The following is a 14,542-nucleotide window of genomic DNA, read 5'->3' as shown; positions in this document are numbered from 1 at the left end:
GGGGCCCGGGGAGTCTGCACTCCCCGGGCCCCTTCGCATCACCTTGCGCTGCGGCTCAGCCGCCGATCGGCAGGCCCTTCAGCGGGAGCTGCTCGGCGCCCGCCAGGCCCGGGGTGGGCACGCCCTGGGGGGTGGGCAGGCCGCCCTGGGTGGCGGTCTGGGCGGCCTGGCCGAGGATCTCGCCCGCGCTGCCCGCCGCGTCACCGGCCGTCTTCTGGGCGGCCGGGGTGGCCACCTTGCCCGCCTGTCCGACCGTCCTGCCCGCCATCGGAGCGGCCTTCTTGAGGGTGGCGGCGCCGGTGTCGCCGGCCAGGCCGGTGGCCTTCTGGGCCACCCCGTCGACGGTGTTGCTGACCGTGCTGGGGTCCATCTGGGTCAGGCCGCCGAGGTTGGGCGCGGTCTGGGGAAGTTCCACGGCGCTTGCGGAGCCGGCCGCACCGACCACGGGCGCTGCACCTGCCGCGATGAGCAGCGCGGCGCGGGCGATCCGACGGGTCAGGGGGAGGGACATGATGCTCCTTCAGACGGTTGGAAATGTGTGACTGTCCGGCGTTCGGACGCAGTGACAACCGCTGTGAGGGGAGGGGAGGTTGCGGTGACCATAGGTAAAGAGTTCGTAATGCGTCGCATTATCTACTCCGGATAAAAACGGGCAAATGAATCACCGCCCATGGCTGTGACGGCTCGTCAGATTCCTTTGTTTTCAAGGGAATTGACGATTCTTCGGATCGGCGTCCGGACGCGGGTGCGAAACCTCATGCCTGGAAGGAAGGGGTACTTCGGTCGAGTGCCCTGCCGAACGGACAGCCGGTTATGGCGCGAGGGTGATTCGTACCTCTTGCGTACCGTCGCCCGAGGGACCGGCGGCGGAACCCCGCCCGGTCGAGGCGGGGGCCGTCGCGGAGGCCGGGGCCTTGGACCAGCCGTCGGCCGAGTCGTCCGCGCTCCAGGTGCGGCCCGCGTAGGAGACCTGCGCGATGTGCAGCGAGGAGGCCTGGGCGACCGCCCAGTGCGCCAGCGCCCAGCCGCGCTGCTCCCGCTCGGCGCCCGCCCCGGCCGTGCCCTCGGTGACGCGCACCGGCACCGTGACCTCGCGGCCCGCGCCGGTCGACTGCCCGTCCGGAGCCGTGCCCTCACCGAACGCCTTCGTCAGCCCGGCACGCACCTGCGCGGGGTCGCCCGGCCGCGCGTTCTTGGCGACCGTGCAGGTCAGCGACGCGGACTCGCGGCCGGTCAGCGCGGCCGTGAGGACCGCCGCGTCCGGCTCGTGCTTCGCGTACGCCTGCGGGTAGGCGCTGCGCTGCACCTTCTGCGCGGCCACGGTCAGCGGCAGCCGCGAGTAGCCGGGGACCTCGGCGAGGTGCTTGTAGAACTTCCCGGCCGAGTAGACCGGATCCATGATCTGTTCGGCGTTGCCCCAGCCCTGCGAGGGCCGTTGCTGGAACAGGCCGAGCGAGTCCCGGTCGCCGTGGTTCAGATTGCGCAGGCCCGACTCCTGCATCGCGGTGGCAAGGGCGATCGTCACCGCCCGCTCCGGCATCCCGTGCGAGATGCCGACGGCCGAGATGGTCGCCGCGTTCTCGGCCTGCTCGGGGCTCATCTCGAACGTGGCCCCCTGCCCGTCACCCGTCCCCGCCACGCATCTGGGCGCGCCCGGACCCCCGCTCACGTACTGCACCACCAGATATCCGGCGATCGCGAGCAGGACCACGAGGGCCGCTCCGATACGCAGGAGGCGGCCGCGTCGGGAGGGGCGCGGGAGGTCGATGGGCTCGGACACGGTGCCCACCGTACTGGAGCGCGAAGAGAGCCTCGGCGGGGGAGCTAGGGTCGGATCCATGGCCGATACCACCCTGGATCTCACCGCGGACGCGCCCACGCTGACCGCCCAGCTCGTCGACTTCGCCTCCGTGAGCGGCGAGGAGAAGCCCCTCGCGGACGCCATCGAGCGCGAGCTGCGCAAGCTGGCGCACCTCACCGTCGACCGGCACGGCAACAACATCGTGGCGCGCACGAACCTGGGCCGGCCCGAGCGGATCATCCTGGCCGGGCACATCGACACCGTGCCGATCGCCGACAACGTGCCCTCCCGCCTCGACGAGGACGGCGTGCTGTGGGGCTGCGGGACGAGCGACATGAAGTCGGGCGTGGCGGTCCAGCTGCGCATCGCACAGACGGTGACCGCGCCCAACCGGGACCTGACCTTCGTGTTCTACGACAACGAAGAGGTCGCGGCCCACCTCAACGGCCTCGGCAAGGTCGCCGAGGCCCACCCCGAGTGGCTGGCGGGCGACTTCGCGGTGCTGCTCGAACCGTCCGACACCGAGGTCGAGGGCGGCTGCCAGGGCACGCTGCGGGTCCTGCTGAAGACCCGGGGCGAGCGCGCCCACTCCGCGCGCAGCTGGATGGGCTCCAACGCCATCCACAAGGCCGCCCCCATCCTCGCGAAGCTGGCCGCCTACGAGCCGCGCCGCCCGGTGATCGACGGCCTGGAGTACCACGAGGGCCTCAACGCCGTACGCGTCGAGGGCGGCGTCGCCGGCAATGTGATCCCGGACGAGTGCACGGTCGTCGTCAACTACCGGTACGCCCCCGACATCACGGGCGAGCAGGCCGTCGCCCACGTCCGCGAGGTCTTCGCGGACTGCGACATCGCCGAGTTCGTCGTCGACGACCACTCGGGGGCCGCGCTGCCCGGGCTCTCGCACCCGGCGGCGGCCGCCTTCATGGCGGCGGTCGGCGGCACCGCGCGGCCCAAGTTCGGCTGGACCGACGTCTCGCGCTTCGGCGACCTCGGTGTGCCCGCCGTCAACTACGGGCCCGGCGACGCGCTGCTCGCCCACAAGCGCAACGAACACGTCGTCGTGGACCGGATCACGCGGTGCGAGCAGCGGCTGTACGCCTGGCTGACCGACTGAGCCTTCTGGTGACCGACCGAGCCTTCCTCTGAGGGCTCGATGACGTCCTGAGGGGCTCGCTCCGGGCGGGCGAGCCCTTCTTCCAAGTCTTTCAAGGCTTCGGTCGTGGTGCGGCCTGCCTGAATTTCGCCATTCGTAACGTTCACCGACCTACCCTGGCTGAGCACGCGCAACATCGTCAGCGGAGGGAGCACGGCATGGCCAACCCCGAGGGAAGCCCGTTTCCGGCGGAGCAGCGGCTGGAACAGCGGCTCGGACCAGTGCTTCGCCGCCGCGATCAGGTGCAGGCCGGCACCACCGACCAGCGCCTCCTGGACTCCGAGGGCGACTCCCAGTGGGTGCACACCGACCCGTGGCGGGTCATGCGCATTCAGTCCGAGTTCGTCGAAGGCTTCGGCGCGCTCGCCGAACTGCCCAGCGCCATCAGCGTGTTCGGCTCGGCCCGTACACCGGCCGGGTCGCCCGAGTACGAGGCGGGCGTGCGGATCGGGCGGGCCCTGGTCGACGCGGGCTTCGCCGTGATCACCGGCGGCGGCCCCGGCGCGATGGAGGCCGCCAACCGGGGCGCGCGGGAGGGCAACGGCGTCTCCGTCGGCCTCGGCATCGAGCTCCCCTTCGAGCAGGGGCTCAACCCGCACGTCGACATCGGGGTCAACTTCCGCTACTTCTTCGTGCGCAAGACGATGTTCGTCAAGTACGCGCAGGGCTTCGTGGTGCTGCCGGGCGGACTCGGCACCCTGGACGAGCTGTTCGAGGCCCTCACCCTGGTCCAGACCCGCAAGGTCACCCGCTTCCCGATCGTGCTGTTCGGCACGGAGTACTGGGGCGGGCTCGTGGACTGGCTGAGGAACACCGTGGTCGGCCAGGGCAAGGCCTCCGCGGGCGACCTCCTGCTGTTCCACGTCACCGACGACGTGGACGAGGCGGTCGCGCTGGTCACCAAGGAGACGGGACGCTAGGCGCGCCCCCGGGCCAGAAGGGGGACGGGACGCCAGGCGCGCCCTAGGCCAGCCCCCGCCGGGCCACCGCTGGGGCGCGGTGGCCCGCGATGGAGGCCACCATGTCCAGGACCTGGCGGGTCTCGGCCACCTCGTGGACGCGGTAGACCCGGGCACCCAGCCACGCGGACACCGCCGTCGTCGCCAGCGTCCCGATCACCCGCTCCTTGACCGGCCGGTCCAGCGTCTCGCCCACGAAGTCCTTGTTGGACAGCGAGACCAGGACCGGCCACCCGGTGTCGGACATCTCCTGGAGGCGCCGCGTCGCCTCCAGGCTGTGCCGGGTGTTCTTCCCGAAGTCGTGACCGGGGTCGATCATGATCCCGTCGGGCCGCACCCCCAGCTCCACGGCCCGCTCCGCGAGGCCCACAGTGACCCGCAGGATGTCCGCGACCACGTCGTCGTACGCGATCCGGTGCGGTCGGGTGCGCGGCTCCACACCGCCCGCGTGGGTGCACACAAGGCCCGCCCCGTAGCGCGCCGCGACCTCGGCGAGCTTGGGGTCGACGCCGCCCCACGCGTCGTTCAGGACGTCCGCGCCCGCCTCGCAGACCGCCGCGCCCACGTCGTGCCGCCAGGTGTCCACGCTGATGACCACGTCGGGGAACCGCCTGCGCACCTCGGCCACGAAGCCGACCGTGCGCCGCGCCTCCTCCTCGGGCGTGACCTCGTCGCCGGGGCCCGCCTTCACCCCGCCGATGTCGATGATGGCCGCGCCCTCGGCCACCGCCTGCTCCACGCGGGCGAGCGCGGGCTCGTCGTGGAAGGTCGCACCCTGGTCGTAGAAGGAGTCGGGGGTCCGGTTCACGATGGCCATGATCACCGGTTCGTACGCGGCGAACTCGCGTCTTCCCAGCCGCAGCGTGCCGCGGTCCGTTCCGCTGTGCATCCCCTGTGTCCTTTGCTGTGGTCCGGGCCGTTGTTCGCCTGCGACCCTAACTGTCAGTGCCGCATGGCACGATCGGACCCGAACAGTTTCCGGCGTCGGGAAGAGGCTCGCTCGTGTTCTGGTTCTTGCTGATCGCGATGGTCGTCGTGGTCGCCGCCGTGACCCTCGCCGTCGTGGGCGGAGGTGGCGACGACGGCGCGGTGCTGCCCGACGCCGAGCCGGAGCACCTGGTGGACCCGCTGCCCGAGCACCGCCCCGTGGCCCGGGCGGACGTGGAGGCGCTGCGCATCCCGGTGGTGCTGCGGGGCTACCGGATGGCGGACGTCGACGACGTGCTGAGCAGGCTGGGCGCGGAGCTCGCCGAGCGGGACGCGCGGATCGCCGAGCTCCACACCACCCTCGAAAGCAGCCGGAAGCGCCTCGTGGCCGGCGGCCAGGGCCCCGCGCCACAGGACCTCGCCGCACAGGAGCCCGCGTCCGAGCCGTCCGACGAGGAGCACCGGCGATGAGCGGCGCGATCCCAGGGCCCGACGGCCGGCTGCGCTGCCCCTGGGGGCTCTCGGCCGAGGAGTACGTGGCGTACCACGACACCGAGTGGGGCCGCGCGGTGCACGGCGACGACGCGCTGTACGAACGGCTCTGCCTGGAGGCCTTCCAGTCGGGGCTCTCCTGGATCACGATCCTGCGCCGCCGCGAGGGCTTCCGGAAGGCCTTCGCCGACTTCAGGATCGCGAAGGTGGCCGAGTTCACCGACGCCGACAAGGAGCGTCTGCTCGGCGACGCGGGCATCATCCGCAACCGCCTCAAGATCGAGGCGACGATCGCCAACGCGCAGGCGCTCGCCACCTGGTCACCCGGCGAGCTGGACGCCCTCATCTGGTCGTACGCCCCGGACCCGGCGACCCGCCCGGCCCCGCGCACCCTGTCCGAAGTCCCGGCCGTCACCGACGAGTCGACGGCCCTGTCCAAGGACCTGAAGAAGCGCGGCCTGCGCTTCATCGGCCCGACCACGGCGTACGCCCTGATGCAGGCGTGCGGCCTGGTCGACGACCACCTCGTGGACTGCGTGGCACGGGGCGGCGCCTGAGCACCGCCCCGGACCGCCCGGCTCAGCGGCCGACGTACTTCGGCTTCTCCTTGGCGAGGAACGCGGCCACCGCGATGGCGTGGTCCTCGGAGGCGCCCGCCTTCGACTGGAGCTCGTCCTCCTTCTCCAGCGCCTCGGCCAGGGTGTGGCCCGCGCCGTAGGCCAGCGACGCCTTGAGCGCGCCGTACGCCACGGTCGGTCCCTCGGCCAGCGCCCGGGCCACGGCGAGGGCCTGCTCGGCCAGCTCGGCGGCCGGTACGACCTTGTTGACCAGGCCGATCTCGTACGCCTCGGACGCGGAGATCGAGCGCGGGAACAGCAGCAGGTCGGCCGCGCGGGACTGGCCGATCAGGCGCGGCAGCGTCCACGAGACGCCTGAGTCGGCGGTCAGGGCCACCCCGGCGAAGGACGTGTTGAACGCGGAGGTGTCCGCGACCACCCGGTAGTCCGCGGCCAGCGCGAAGCCGAGCCCGGCGCCCGCCGCCACCCCGTTGACGCCGGCCACCACGGGCTTCGGCATCTCGGTGAGCGCCTTCAGGATCGGGTTGTAGTGCTCCCGCACGGTGCTCATCGTCTGCCCGGTGCCCGCCTCGCGGTCCGCCGTCAGCGACGCGACGTGCTCCTTCAGGTCCTGGCCGACGCAGAACGCCCGGCCGGTCGCGGTCAGCAGCACGGCCCTCACCGCCGGGTCGCAGGCCGCGGCCCGCACCGCCTCGCGGAGCGCGACCTTCGCCTCCGTATTCATGGCGTTCATGGCCTCGGGCCGGTTGATCGTGATCGTCGCGAGCCCGTCGCTCACCTCGTACAGCACGGTGTCGGCCATGGTGGGATCCCCTCCGTCGCGGATGCTCTCAGGTGTCGTATCCGCTCAGCATGGCGGAGATCACGAGCGGTGGGCATGTGACCTGCGTCAAACAATCGGGGCATCGGGAGGAACGCGCGGCGGCGAAGTATCGCAGGCGGATCGCCGAATTGAGTGGTTTTGATAGAGCGCGTTGCCCAAGCGATGCCGACCGATGTTGGTCATCGGGTCCTGCGATGCGGGATAATGACCTGGAAGCAATGTGTTCGATGCCGTGACGCGTGCCCAATCCCGGGGGCCGTCGGCTGACGATGAGCTGGTTTCAGGAAGGGGAACGAGCATGGCGGCCATGAAGCCGCGGACGGGCGACGGCCCGCTCGAGGTGACCAAGGAGGGGCGGGGCATTGTCATGCGCGTTCCGCTCGAAGGCGGCGGTCGGCTTGTCGTCGAGCTGACTCCGGACGAGGCCGATGCACTCGGCGATGCCCTGAAGAAGGTCGTCGGCTGAGTTAGCGGGTTCGACCCAGACTCTTCACCGCCCCGGTTCGGCATGCATGCCAGTGCATGCCGAACCGGGGCGGTGTTGTGTGTGGGGGCCGGGCGCGAGCGGGAGGCCGGTCAGCCGCGGCGTACCGCGCAGAGCAGCCCGTCGCCGACCGGAAGCAGCGACTCCACGAGCTCCGTGCTCTCCCGCACCGTGCGCAGCAGTTCGCGCAGCCGCAGCACCTCGGCCGGCTGGATCCCCGAATCGACCGTACGGCCGTCGGCGAAGACGCCCTCGAAGCAGACGATTCCGCCCGGTCGCAGCAGGCGCAACGATTCAGCGAGCACGTCGAGCGACTCCAGGCGGTCGCCGTCGCAGAACACCAGGTCGTACCCGCCGTCCGCGAGCCGCGGCAGGACGTCCAGGGCGCGCCCGGGGATGAACCGGGCCCGGTTGCCCGCGAACCCGGCCGCGCGGAACGCCTGCTTGGCGAACTGCTGGCGGTCCGGCTCCGGGTCGACGGTGGTCAGCACGCCGTCCGGACGCAGGCCCTGCAGAAGGTAGATGCCGGAGACGCCGGTTCCGGTGCCGATCTCCGCGACCGCCTTCGCGTCCGCCGTGGCAGCGAGCAGCCGCAGCGCGGCGCCTGTCCCCGGGGACACCGAACGCAGGCCTGCCTCCCGGGCCCGGTCACGGGCCCAGCGCAGCGCGTCGTCCTCGGCGACAAAGGCGTCCGCGAACGCCCAGCTCGTCTGCCGGTTGGCGGTAATGGCCCTCTCCTGTCCCCTTGGTTGGCGCAACGGTGACTGTATCCGCTGGAGTCGGGAACCCGCAGATGGGACCGCGCGTTATGGAGGGCAGGGGGAACTGCGGGGGAGCACATGGACAAGTTCGGGGAAGAGGGCCGGAAGCCGGTCCCAAATGCACGTAAAGATTCTTATCCGGAGCTAACGGGCGAGGTGGCTATGGTAGGGGCTCCACTGGACACCACCAGAGCCGACAGGGGAGGTGCGGCTGCGCCTGTGGATCGGGGAGGAGTGCTGCGGCGCTTTCTCAGGTCGGCGGGTGAGCCGAAATCCGTGACCAACTTTGCTGACCGTTCCCGCGCTACCAGCTCCGCAACCACCGCGACCTTCGCCGACGCGGATTCCCAGGCGTGGACTCCCCCTTCGTGGGAGGAGATCGTCAGCACGCACAGCGGCCGGGTCTACCGCCTCGCCTACCGCCTGACGGGAAACCAGCACGACGCCGAGGACCTCACGCAAGAGGTCTTCGTCCGTGTCTTCCGCTCCCTGTCGACGTACACGCCGGGCACGTTCGAGGGCTGGCTGCACCGCATCACCACCAACCTCTTCCTGGACATGGTCCGTCGCCGCCAGCGCATCCGTTTCGACGCGCTCGGGGACGACGCGGCGGAGCGCCTTCCCAGCCGCGAGCCCAACCCCCAACAGGTCTTCAACGACGCCCACTTCGACGCCGACGTCCAGCAGGCGCTGGACACCCTCGCGCCCGAGTTCCGCGCGGCCGTCGTCCTGTGCGACATCGAGGGCCTCTCGTACGAGGAGATCGCGGCCACCCTCGGAGTGAAGCTCGGCACCGTCCGCAGCCGGATCCACCGCGGCCGCTCCCACCTGCGCAAGGCCCTCCAGCACCGTTCGCCCGAAGCCCGCGCCGAGCAGCAGCGCGCGCTGGCGGGGGTGGCGCCGGGAGCTCTCGGGGTGGCCGGAGAGGGGACGGCGTGAGTGGTACGAGTCCCACCCCGGCGGAACAGCACCTCGGGGACCGGCTCGCGGCCCTGGTCGACGGCGAGCTGGACCACGATGCCCGCGAGCGCGTCCTGTCCCACCTCGCGACCTGCGCCAAGTGCAAGGCGGAGGCCGACGCCCAGCGCAACCTGAAGAACGTCTTCGCCCAGGTGGCCCCGCCGCCGCCCTCCGAGGGCTTCCTCGCCCGGCTCCAGGGCCTGCCCGGCGGACCCACCGGGCCCGGAGGTGACGACGACGGTTCACCGTTCGGCGGGGGGCGCCAGGCCGACGGGTTCTTCGGAGGATTCGGGGTGCTGACCCCCACCGCGGGCGGCCCCCGGGACCCGCGCGTTCCCCGCTCGGGCGGCTTCGGCTACGTCCCGGTCGGCTCCCATGCGGCGGTTCTGCCCGACGGGCTGAGCGGCGGCTTCCGCATCCACGAGGTGGGCAGGTCCGAGCAGGACCGGCCGGGCACGGCATGGCGCGGCCGCAGATTCGCGTTCGCCGCCGCCAGTGCCGTCTCCCTGGCGGCGATCGCGCTCGGCGGCACGCTGCCGCTGAGCTCGACGTCCGGCGCCCGCGCGGCGGGCAGTGGCAATAATGTCGTCCCGGTGCGCTCCAACTCCCAGGCGCCGAGCGGCAGTTCGGCCGAGGACCGGCGTCGTGGCGGCGCCGCGGCAACCCTCCTTTCGGCCATGTCCGCACAGCCGACGGCCCCGGCCCCGCGCGGCCTGAGCGGCATGCCCGCGCAGAACGGGCCCGTCCAGCCGCTGGGCGGCGCGTTCCCGGCGGCCCGGCTGAACGGCTCGTCGCTGCCTCCGTTGATACGGTCGGCCGTGGCGACGCTTCCGCTCACCACGACGGACCTCACCACCGGGGTGCTCGCCGTCATGCCGTCCGCGGCCCCGGCGGCGCCGACGTATCTGGCGGCTCCGGTCGCCTCGGGGCTTCCGCTCACGGCCCGGCGCTGACCGCGCCCTGCCCTCGCCCCCGGCAACCTGGTTGAATCCGGGGGAGGGGTGCTCGTCGGAGCACGCAGGGAAGCCAGTTGCGGGGAGAGCATGAACGAGCAGAAGCCCACCGGGCCGAAGCCGAAGTGGTGGAGCCGACCGCAGGCAGGCCGCCCCCGCGAAACCGAAGCCCCGGCAGCGGAGACCCCGGCATCGGCGCCCTCGACCGAAGTTCCGGCCGACACCTACGACTTGGCTCCGCCGGTGTCGGCGGGCGAGGCAGCCGCGACCTCGGCGGCCGAGACAGACCCGGCGAGCCCGGCGCACCCGATATCGGCCCCGTCGCCCCAGGACGCACCCCCGGCCGTCCCGGCGCCGCAGAGCGACGAGGCGGGCGCCCCGCAAGCGGCACATGACGTACCTCCGGAGCCCGCCACCGAACTCAGCACCGAGTCGGTCCGCGCCACCGAGTCCGAGCCCCTCGCGCCCCGGCAGCCCCTGCACGCGCCGGATCCCTATGGCACGCCGCCCTATGGAGGCCCCGGGCCGTGGGCGCCCGCGCCGCCCGTGCAGCGGCCGGTGCCGACGCCGCCGGGTGGCACCTCGCTGCCCCAGCAGTCCGCCTACGCCGCGCCTCAGGCACCGGCAGCCCAGGTGCCCGCGCCGCAAGCCCCCGTACAGCAGACCCCTGCACCGCAGGCACCCGCGCCCGGGGCCTCGTACGCCGCGCCTGCGGCGCCTCCCGTGCCGCCCGCCTCGCAGTGGGTGCAGTACGACCCCTGGGCCGCGCCCGGGGAGCCGCTCAGCCGGATCGGGCGGCCCGAGCCGAAGAGGCGGCGGCGCGGGGCGCTGCTCGTCGGCGCCGTGCTGCTCGCGCTGGTCGCGGGCGGCATCGGCGGCGGGGTCGGCGCGTACGTCGAGCGCAACGGCGGCATCACCAGCGTCAAGCTGCCGCAGTCCGGCAAGGAGCCGCAGGGCCGGGCGCCGGACAGCGTCGCCGGGATCGCGGCCAGCGCGCTGCCCAGCGTGGTCACCATCCATGTCACCGGCGCCACCGAGTCCGGCACCGGCACCGGCTTCGTGCTCGACAACGCCGGGCACATCCTGACCAACAACCACGTCGTACAGCCCGCGGGGGACTCGGGGAAGATCTCGGTGACCTTCAGCGGGGGCGAGAGCGCGCCCGCCCAGGTGGTCGGCCGCGACTCCGGGTACGACCTCGCGGTCGTCAAGGTCGACGGCGTATCGGGGATGAAGCCGCTGCCGCTCGGCAACTCCGACAACGTCCTGGTCGGCGATCCGGTGGTGGCGATCGGGGCGCCCTTCGACCTCTCCAACACCGTGACGTCCGGGATCATCAGCGCCAAGGAGCGCCCGATCACGGCCGGGGGCGAGAGCGGCGACGGCAGTGACGTCAGCTATGTCGACGCGCTCCAGACCGACGCCCCCATAAACCCGGGCAATTCCGGCGGCCCGCTCGTCGACTCCAAGGCCCGGGTCATCGGCATCAACAGCGCGATCAGGTCGGCCGGGAGCGGCAGCACGGAGGGCAGCGGCGGCCAGGCGGGATCGATCGGGCTCGGCTTCGCCATACCGGTCAACCAGGCCAAGCGGGTCGCCGAGGAGCTGATCAACACCGGCAAGGCCACGCACCCCGTGATCGGCGTCACGCTCGACATGAAGTTCACCGGAGACGGCGCCCGCGTCGGCGACAAGGCGAGCGACGGCAAGCCGGCCGTCGCCGCCGACGGCCCCGGCGCTAAGGCCGGCATCAGGTCGCAGGACGTGATCACCAAGGTGGACGGCCAGCGGGTGCACAGCGGCGAGGAGTTGATAGTGAAGATCCGCGCGCACCGGCCCGGAGACCAGCTCAAGCTCACCGTCCAGCGGGACGGCAAGCAGCAGGAGCTCACCTTGACGCTCGGCTCCTCGTCCTGACCCCGATCCCCCGGGGCGCCCGCGGACCGGGCGCCCCACCGGCCCCGTACCGATGCCCAAAGGTCACCCCGCGGGTACCGCGCCGACAGTTCCGCCGGGTACCGTGGAGCGGTCCATGACCGGACGCGGAGCTGAGTATCAAGCGCCGAGATCGCGAGCACTGAGAACACGAGGAGCAGCGGGTGTTCAACGACATCGGGCCCATGGAGCTGGTCACACTCGTGGTGCTCGCCGTGCTCATCTTCGGTCCGGACAAGCTGCCCAAGCTGATCCAGGACGTCTCGAACGTCATCCGCAAGGTGCGCAGCTTCTCCGAGAGCGCCAAGCAGGACATCCGGGCCGAGCTCGGTCCCGAGTTCAAGGACTTCGAGTTCGAGGACCTCAACCCCAAGACGTTCGTCCGCAAGCAGCTCATGGACAACGACGACCTGGGGCTCAAGGAGATCCGCAACAGTTTCGACCTCCGCAAGGACATGGAAGAGGTCGCGGACGCGGTGCACGGCCGCGAATCGGCCACCGCCACCACCGCCACCACGGCCGCCAACGGCTCGGTGAACGGCTCGGGCGGCACCCCCGACCTGCTGAAGAAGCGCGAGAAGCTGGACCCGGGCGAGCGCCCCCCGTTCGACGCCGACGCCACCTGATACACGCCAATCCGCCTCGCGCTTTTCGGGTGAGCCGCGGCGGGGTGGCTATCCTCCATCTGTCCGGCAGCCAGGACGCCCGCCGGGGCGGGCCGCTCCGGACGCTAGATCCAGGAGGCGGCCGGGCAGATGGAGACGACAAGCCGGGTAGCGGGGGAGTCCGCACACGGGGCGCCCAAGGGCACCCAGTCCACACCGGAGGGAGCGCCGGTGGCCCGGCGTACGCTCGACGGCTATCTGCGAGCGCCCTTCCCCTGGTACGGCCTCGACGACGCGTTCACCGGGGCACGCTGGCTCATGCAGGTCGCGCAGGCCGCCGACGGCACCGTGCAGCACGGCTCGATCGGGCACGGCGACGAGCCGTCGATACGGCCCGAGGCGGCGGCCGGGGCCGCGGCGGACCGGGAGCGGTTCGCGGTGGTCGTGACCATCGCCGCCAACCCGGTGCGCCACAGCGGCGACGGCGGCGTCCTGGAGGCCACGTCGGTCTCCTCGGCGGCCTGGCTGGCCGGTTCGGGGCTGCTGTCCTTCACCTGGCCCGCACAGATGGACCACGTCCGGCGCGGTGAGTGGCTGGACCAGCAGACCGAGACGGCCTGGGAGCTCGCCGACGACCTGGAGGGCCCCGACTGGTCGACGCTCTCGCTCCCCGTCGACGGGGAGCCGACGGACTTCCACTACCGCGAGTCCGAGTTCGGCTGGATCCTCGCCGGTTCGGCCCAGAACGGCGTGCACCTGGGGGCGTACGGGCGCGGTCTGAGCGCGTACGGGCTCGCCTTCTCGGTGGTCAAGGACATCAGGGCGTACGAATGACCTGGCGCGCCCGCGCCTGAGGCGCGCCCACGCCGATGGCCGCATGCGTAAGGGGCGCCCGCAATGGCGAGGCGCCCCTTACGGCTGCTGCGTACGCGTCCTAGAACTTGTTGCGCGGGGTGATCCCGAGGGACATGCCCGACAGGCCGCGGGCGCGGCCGCCCAGCTTGCCCGCGATGGCGCGCAGGGCGGCGCCCGCGGGGGAGTCCGGGTTCGACAGGACGACCGGGCGGCCGTCGTCGCCGCCCTCGCGCAGGCGGACGTCGATCGGGATGGAGCCGAGCACCGGCACATTGGCGCCGGTCGTCTTGGTCAGGCCGTCCGCGACCTTCTGGCCGCCGCCGGTGCCGAACACGTCGACCATCTCGTCGCAGTGCGGGCAGGGCAGCCCGGCCATGTTCTCGACCACGCCGACGATCTTCTGGTGGGTCTGCACGGCGATGGAGCCGGCCCGCTCGGCGACCTCGGCCGCGGCCTGCTGCGGGGTCGTCACGACGAGGATCTCGGCGTTGGGGACAAGCTGGGCCACCGAGATCGCGATGTCACCGGTGCCCGGCGGCAGGTCGAGCAGCAGGACGTCCAGGTCGCCCCAGTACACGTCCGCGAGGAACTGCTGAAGGGCGCGGTGCAGCATCGGGCCGCGCCACACGACCGGCGCGTTGCCCGGCGTGAACATGCCGATGGAGATGACCTTCACGCCGTTCGCGGACGGCGGCATGATCATGTTCTCGACCTGCGTCGGCTTGCCGTCGGCGCCCAGCATGCGGGGCACCGAGTGGCCGTAGATGTCGGCGTCGACGACACCGACCTTCAGGCCGTCCGCCGCCATCGCGGCCGCCAGGTTCACCGTCACCGAGGACTTGCCGACGCCGCCCTTGCCGGAGGCGACCGCGTAGACGCGGGTGAGCGAGCCGGGCTGGGCGAAGGGGACCTCGCGCTCGGCGGTGCCGCCGCGCAGTGACGTCGCGAGCTCCTTGCGCTGCTCGTCGCTCATCACGTCGAGCGTCACATCGACGCGGCTGACACCCTCGACCCGCTCGACCGCCTCCGTCACGTTCTTGGTGATGGTCTCGCGCATCGGGCAGCCGGAGACGGTCAGGTACACCGTGACGGCAACCGCCCCGTCCGCACCGATCTCCACCGCTTTGACCATGCCGAGTTCAGTGATCGGTCGGTGGATCTCGGGGTCGTTCACCGTCGCCAGTGCCTCAAGCACCGCGTCTTCCGTAGCCATACCGCCGATGGTACGGCGCTTACCGCACAGTACGGAAAGC

Annotated in this window: 16 protein-coding genes; 10 read left to right on the top strand and 6 right to left on the bottom strand. The window is 71.9% G+C overall.

Going from position 1 to position 14,542, the window contains the following annotated elements; genetic code table 11:
* Positions 1 to 55: 55 nt before the first annotated feature.
* Together IE206_RS15875 and IE206_RS15870 are read right to left on the bottom strand one after the other, a co-directional pair.
* Positions 56 to 511 carry an ATP-binding protein gene (locus IE206_RS15875; protein ID WP_189962792.1) on the bottom strand — a complete coding sequence of 152 codons (456 nt, stop codon included), beginning with the start codon at positions 509 to 511 and terminating at the stop codon, positions 56 to 58.
* A gap of 300 nt (positions 512 to 811) precedes the next feature.
* Positions 812 to 1,780 carry a VldE C-terminal domain-containing protein gene (locus tag IE206_RS15870; RefSeq protein ID WP_444545507.1) on the bottom strand — a complete coding sequence of 323 codons (969 nt, stop codon included), beginning with the start codon at positions 1,778 to 1,780 and terminating at the stop codon, positions 812 to 814.
* A 58-nt stretch (positions 1,781 to 1,838) separates the two neighbouring features.
* Here IE206_RS15870 and dapE point away from each other — a divergent pair, with 58 nt between their 5' ends.
* Positions 1,839 to 2,918: a succinyl-diaminopimelate desuccinylase gene (gene dapE / locus IE206_RS15865; RefSeq protein WP_189962791.1), complete on the top strand. Its 1,080-nt coding sequence runs from the start codon at positions 1,839 to 1,841 to the stop codon at positions 2,916 to 2,918.
* A gap of 197 nt (positions 2,919 to 3,115) precedes the next feature.
* Positions 3,116 to 3,877, top strand: a complete 762-nt coding sequence (locus tag IE206_RS15860) for an LOG family protein (RefSeq protein WP_189962790.1) — start codon at positions 3,116 to 3,118, stop codon at positions 3,875 to 3,877.
* A gap of 43 nt (positions 3,878 to 3,920) precedes the next feature.
* On the opposite strand, the gene folP is transcribed toward IE206_RS15860, so the two are convergent.
* A complete protein-coding gene (gene folP, locus IE206_RS15855) occupies positions 3,921 to 4,805 on the bottom strand; it encodes a dihydropteroate synthase (RefSeq protein ID WP_189962789.1) in 885 nt (294 codons plus the stop codon).
* 113 nt (positions 4,806 to 4,918) lie between these two features.
* Between folP and IE206_RS15850 the strand changes: the two genes are divergently transcribed.
* Together IE206_RS15850 and IE206_RS15845 are read left to right on the top strand one after the other, a co-directional pair.
* Positions 4,919 to 5,314, top strand: a complete 396-nt coding sequence (locus IE206_RS15850; protein ID WP_226599903.1) for a DivIVA domain-containing protein — start codon at positions 4,919 to 4,921, stop codon at positions 5,312 to 5,314.
* Positions 5,311 to 5,892, top strand: coding sequence for a DNA-3-methyladenine glycosylase I (locus IE206_RS15845; RefSeq protein WP_189962788.1), 582 nt, complete (start codon positions 5,311 to 5,313; stop codon positions 5,890 to 5,892). Before IE206_RS15850 ends, IE206_RS15845 begins: the two co-directional genes overlap by 4 nt.
* Positions 5,893 to 5,914: 22 nt before the next feature.
* Here the strand turns inward: IE206_RS15845 and chcB are convergent, their stop codons facing one another.
* On the bottom strand, positions 5,915 to 6,715 hold the full coding sequence (chcB, locus tag IE206_RS15840) for a 2-cyclohexenylcarbonyl CoA isomerase (RefSeq protein ID WP_189962787.1): 801 nt from the start codon (positions 6,713 to 6,715) through the stop codon (positions 5,915 to 5,917).
* Positions 6,716 to 7,034: 319 nt separating this feature from the next.
* Between chcB and IE206_RS15835 the strand changes: the two genes are divergently transcribed.
* The gene (locus tag IE206_RS15835) at positions 7,035 to 7,202 is read left to right on the top strand and encodes a DUF3117 domain-containing protein (protein WP_003966491.1); all 168 of its coding nucleotides are present in this window, start codon (positions 7,035 to 7,037) and stop codon (positions 7,200 to 7,202) included.
* Positions 7,203 to 7,312: 110 nt separating this feature from the next.
* Here IE206_RS15835 and IE206_RS15830 read toward each other — a convergent pair whose 3' ends face one another.
* Positions 7,313 to 7,978, bottom strand: coding sequence for an O-methyltransferase (locus IE206_RS15830; protein ID WP_189962786.1), 666 nt, complete (start codon positions 7,976 to 7,978; stop codon positions 7,313 to 7,315).
* A gap of 165 nt (positions 7,979 to 8,143) precedes the next feature.
* Between IE206_RS15830 and sigE the strand changes: the two genes are divergently transcribed.
* The 5 genes from sigE to IE206_RS15805 all read left to right on the top strand — a co-directional run bounded on the left by sigE (position 8,144) and on the right by IE206_RS15805 (position 13,268).
* Entirely contained in the window at positions 8,144 to 8,920 is a 777-nt protein-coding gene (gene sigE / locus IE206_RS15825) for an RNA polymerase sigma factor SigE (protein ID WP_189962785.1), read from the top strand.
* Complete coding sequence (locus IE206_RS15820) at positions 8,917 to 9,894, top strand: anti-sigma factor family protein (RefSeq protein WP_189962784.1); 978 nt, start codon at positions 8,917 to 8,919, stop codon at positions 9,892 to 9,894. The genes sigE and IE206_RS15820 overlap by 4 nt, the downstream gene beginning before the upstream one ends.
* 90 nt (positions 9,895 to 9,984) lie before the next feature.
* On the top strand, positions 9,985 to 11,811 hold the full coding sequence (locus tag IE206_RS15815) for a S1C family serine protease (protein WP_189962783.1): 1,827 nt from the start codon (positions 9,985 to 9,987) through the stop codon (positions 11,809 to 11,811).
* A gap of 182 nt (positions 11,812 to 11,993) precedes the next feature.
* Positions 11,994 to 12,455, top strand: coding sequence for a sec-independent translocase (locus IE206_RS15810; protein ID WP_189962782.1), 462 nt, complete (start codon positions 11,994 to 11,996; stop codon positions 12,453 to 12,455).
* A 129-nt stretch (positions 12,456 to 12,584) separates the two neighbouring features.
* The gene (locus tag IE206_RS15805; RefSeq protein WP_189962781.1) at positions 12,585 to 13,268 is read left to right on the top strand and encodes a hypothetical protein; all 684 of its coding nucleotides are present in this window, start codon (positions 12,585 to 12,587) and stop codon (positions 13,266 to 13,268) included.
* 100 nt (positions 13,269 to 13,368) lie between these two features.
* On the opposite strand, the gene IE206_RS15800 is transcribed toward IE206_RS15805, so the two are convergent.
* Positions 13,369 to 14,502 (bottom strand): Mrp/NBP35 family ATP-binding protein, encoded by a 1,134-nt coding sequence (locus IE206_RS15800; protein WP_189962780.1) that lies wholly within the window; start codon positions 14,500 to 14,502, stop codon positions 13,369 to 13,371.
* Positions 14,503 to 14,542: the final 40 nt, after the last annotated feature.

It is taken from the genome of Streptomyces violascens (assembly GCF_014649955.1).
Classification (GTDB): domain Bacteria; phylum Actinomycetota; class Actinomycetes; order Streptomycetales; family Streptomycetaceae; genus Streptomyces; species Streptomyces violascens.
The sequence above is the reverse complement of the archived record's forward strand: the minus strand, read 5'-3'. Positions and strand labels throughout refer to the sequence as shown.

What these genes read in the sequence shown, in the direction of transcription:
- IE206_RS15875 (WP_189962792.1), bottom strand. Translation starts at nt 511, where the DNA reads ATGTCCCTCCCCCTGACCCGTCGGATCGCCCGCGCCGCGCTGCTCATC.
- dapE (WP_189962791.1), top strand. Translation starts at nt 1,839, where the DNA reads ATGGCCGATACCACCCTGGATCTCACCGCGGACGCGCCCACGCTGACC.
- IE206_RS15860 (WP_189962790.1), top strand. Translation starts at nt 3,116, where the DNA reads ATGGCCAACCCCGAGGGAAGCCCGTTTCCGGCGGAGCAGCGGCTGGAA.
- folP (WP_189962789.1), bottom strand. Translation starts at nt 4,805, where the DNA reads ATGCACAGCGGAACGGACCGCGGCACGCTGCGGCTGGGAAGACGCGAG.
- IE206_RS15845 (WP_189962788.1), top strand. Translation starts at nt 5,311, where the DNA reads ATGAGCGGCGCGATCCCAGGGCCCGACGGCCGGCTGCGCTGCCCCTGG.
- chcB (WP_189962787.1), bottom strand. Translation starts at nt 6,715, where the DNA reads ATGGCCGACACCGTGCTGTACGAGGTGAGCGACGGGCTCGCGACGATC.
- IE206_RS15835 (WP_003966491.1), top strand. Translation starts at nt 7,035, where the DNA reads ATGGCGGCCATGAAGCCGCGGACGGGCGACGGCCCGCTCGAGGTGACC.
- sigE (WP_189962785.1), top strand. Translation starts at nt 8,144, where the DNA reads ATGGTAGGGGCTCCACTGGACACCACCAGAGCCGACAGGGGAGGTGCG.
- IE206_RS15815 (WP_189962783.1), top strand. Translation starts at nt 9,985, where the DNA reads ATGAACGAGCAGAAGCCCACCGGGCCGAAGCCGAAGTGGTGGAGCCGA.
- IE206_RS15805 (WP_189962781.1), top strand. Translation starts at nt 12,585, where the DNA reads ATGGAGACGACAAGCCGGGTAGCGGGGGAGTCCGCACACGGGGCGCCC.
- IE206_RS15800 (WP_189962780.1), bottom strand. Translation starts at nt 14,502, where the DNA reads ATGGCTACGGAAGACGCGGTGCTTGAGGCACTGGCGACGGTGAACGAC.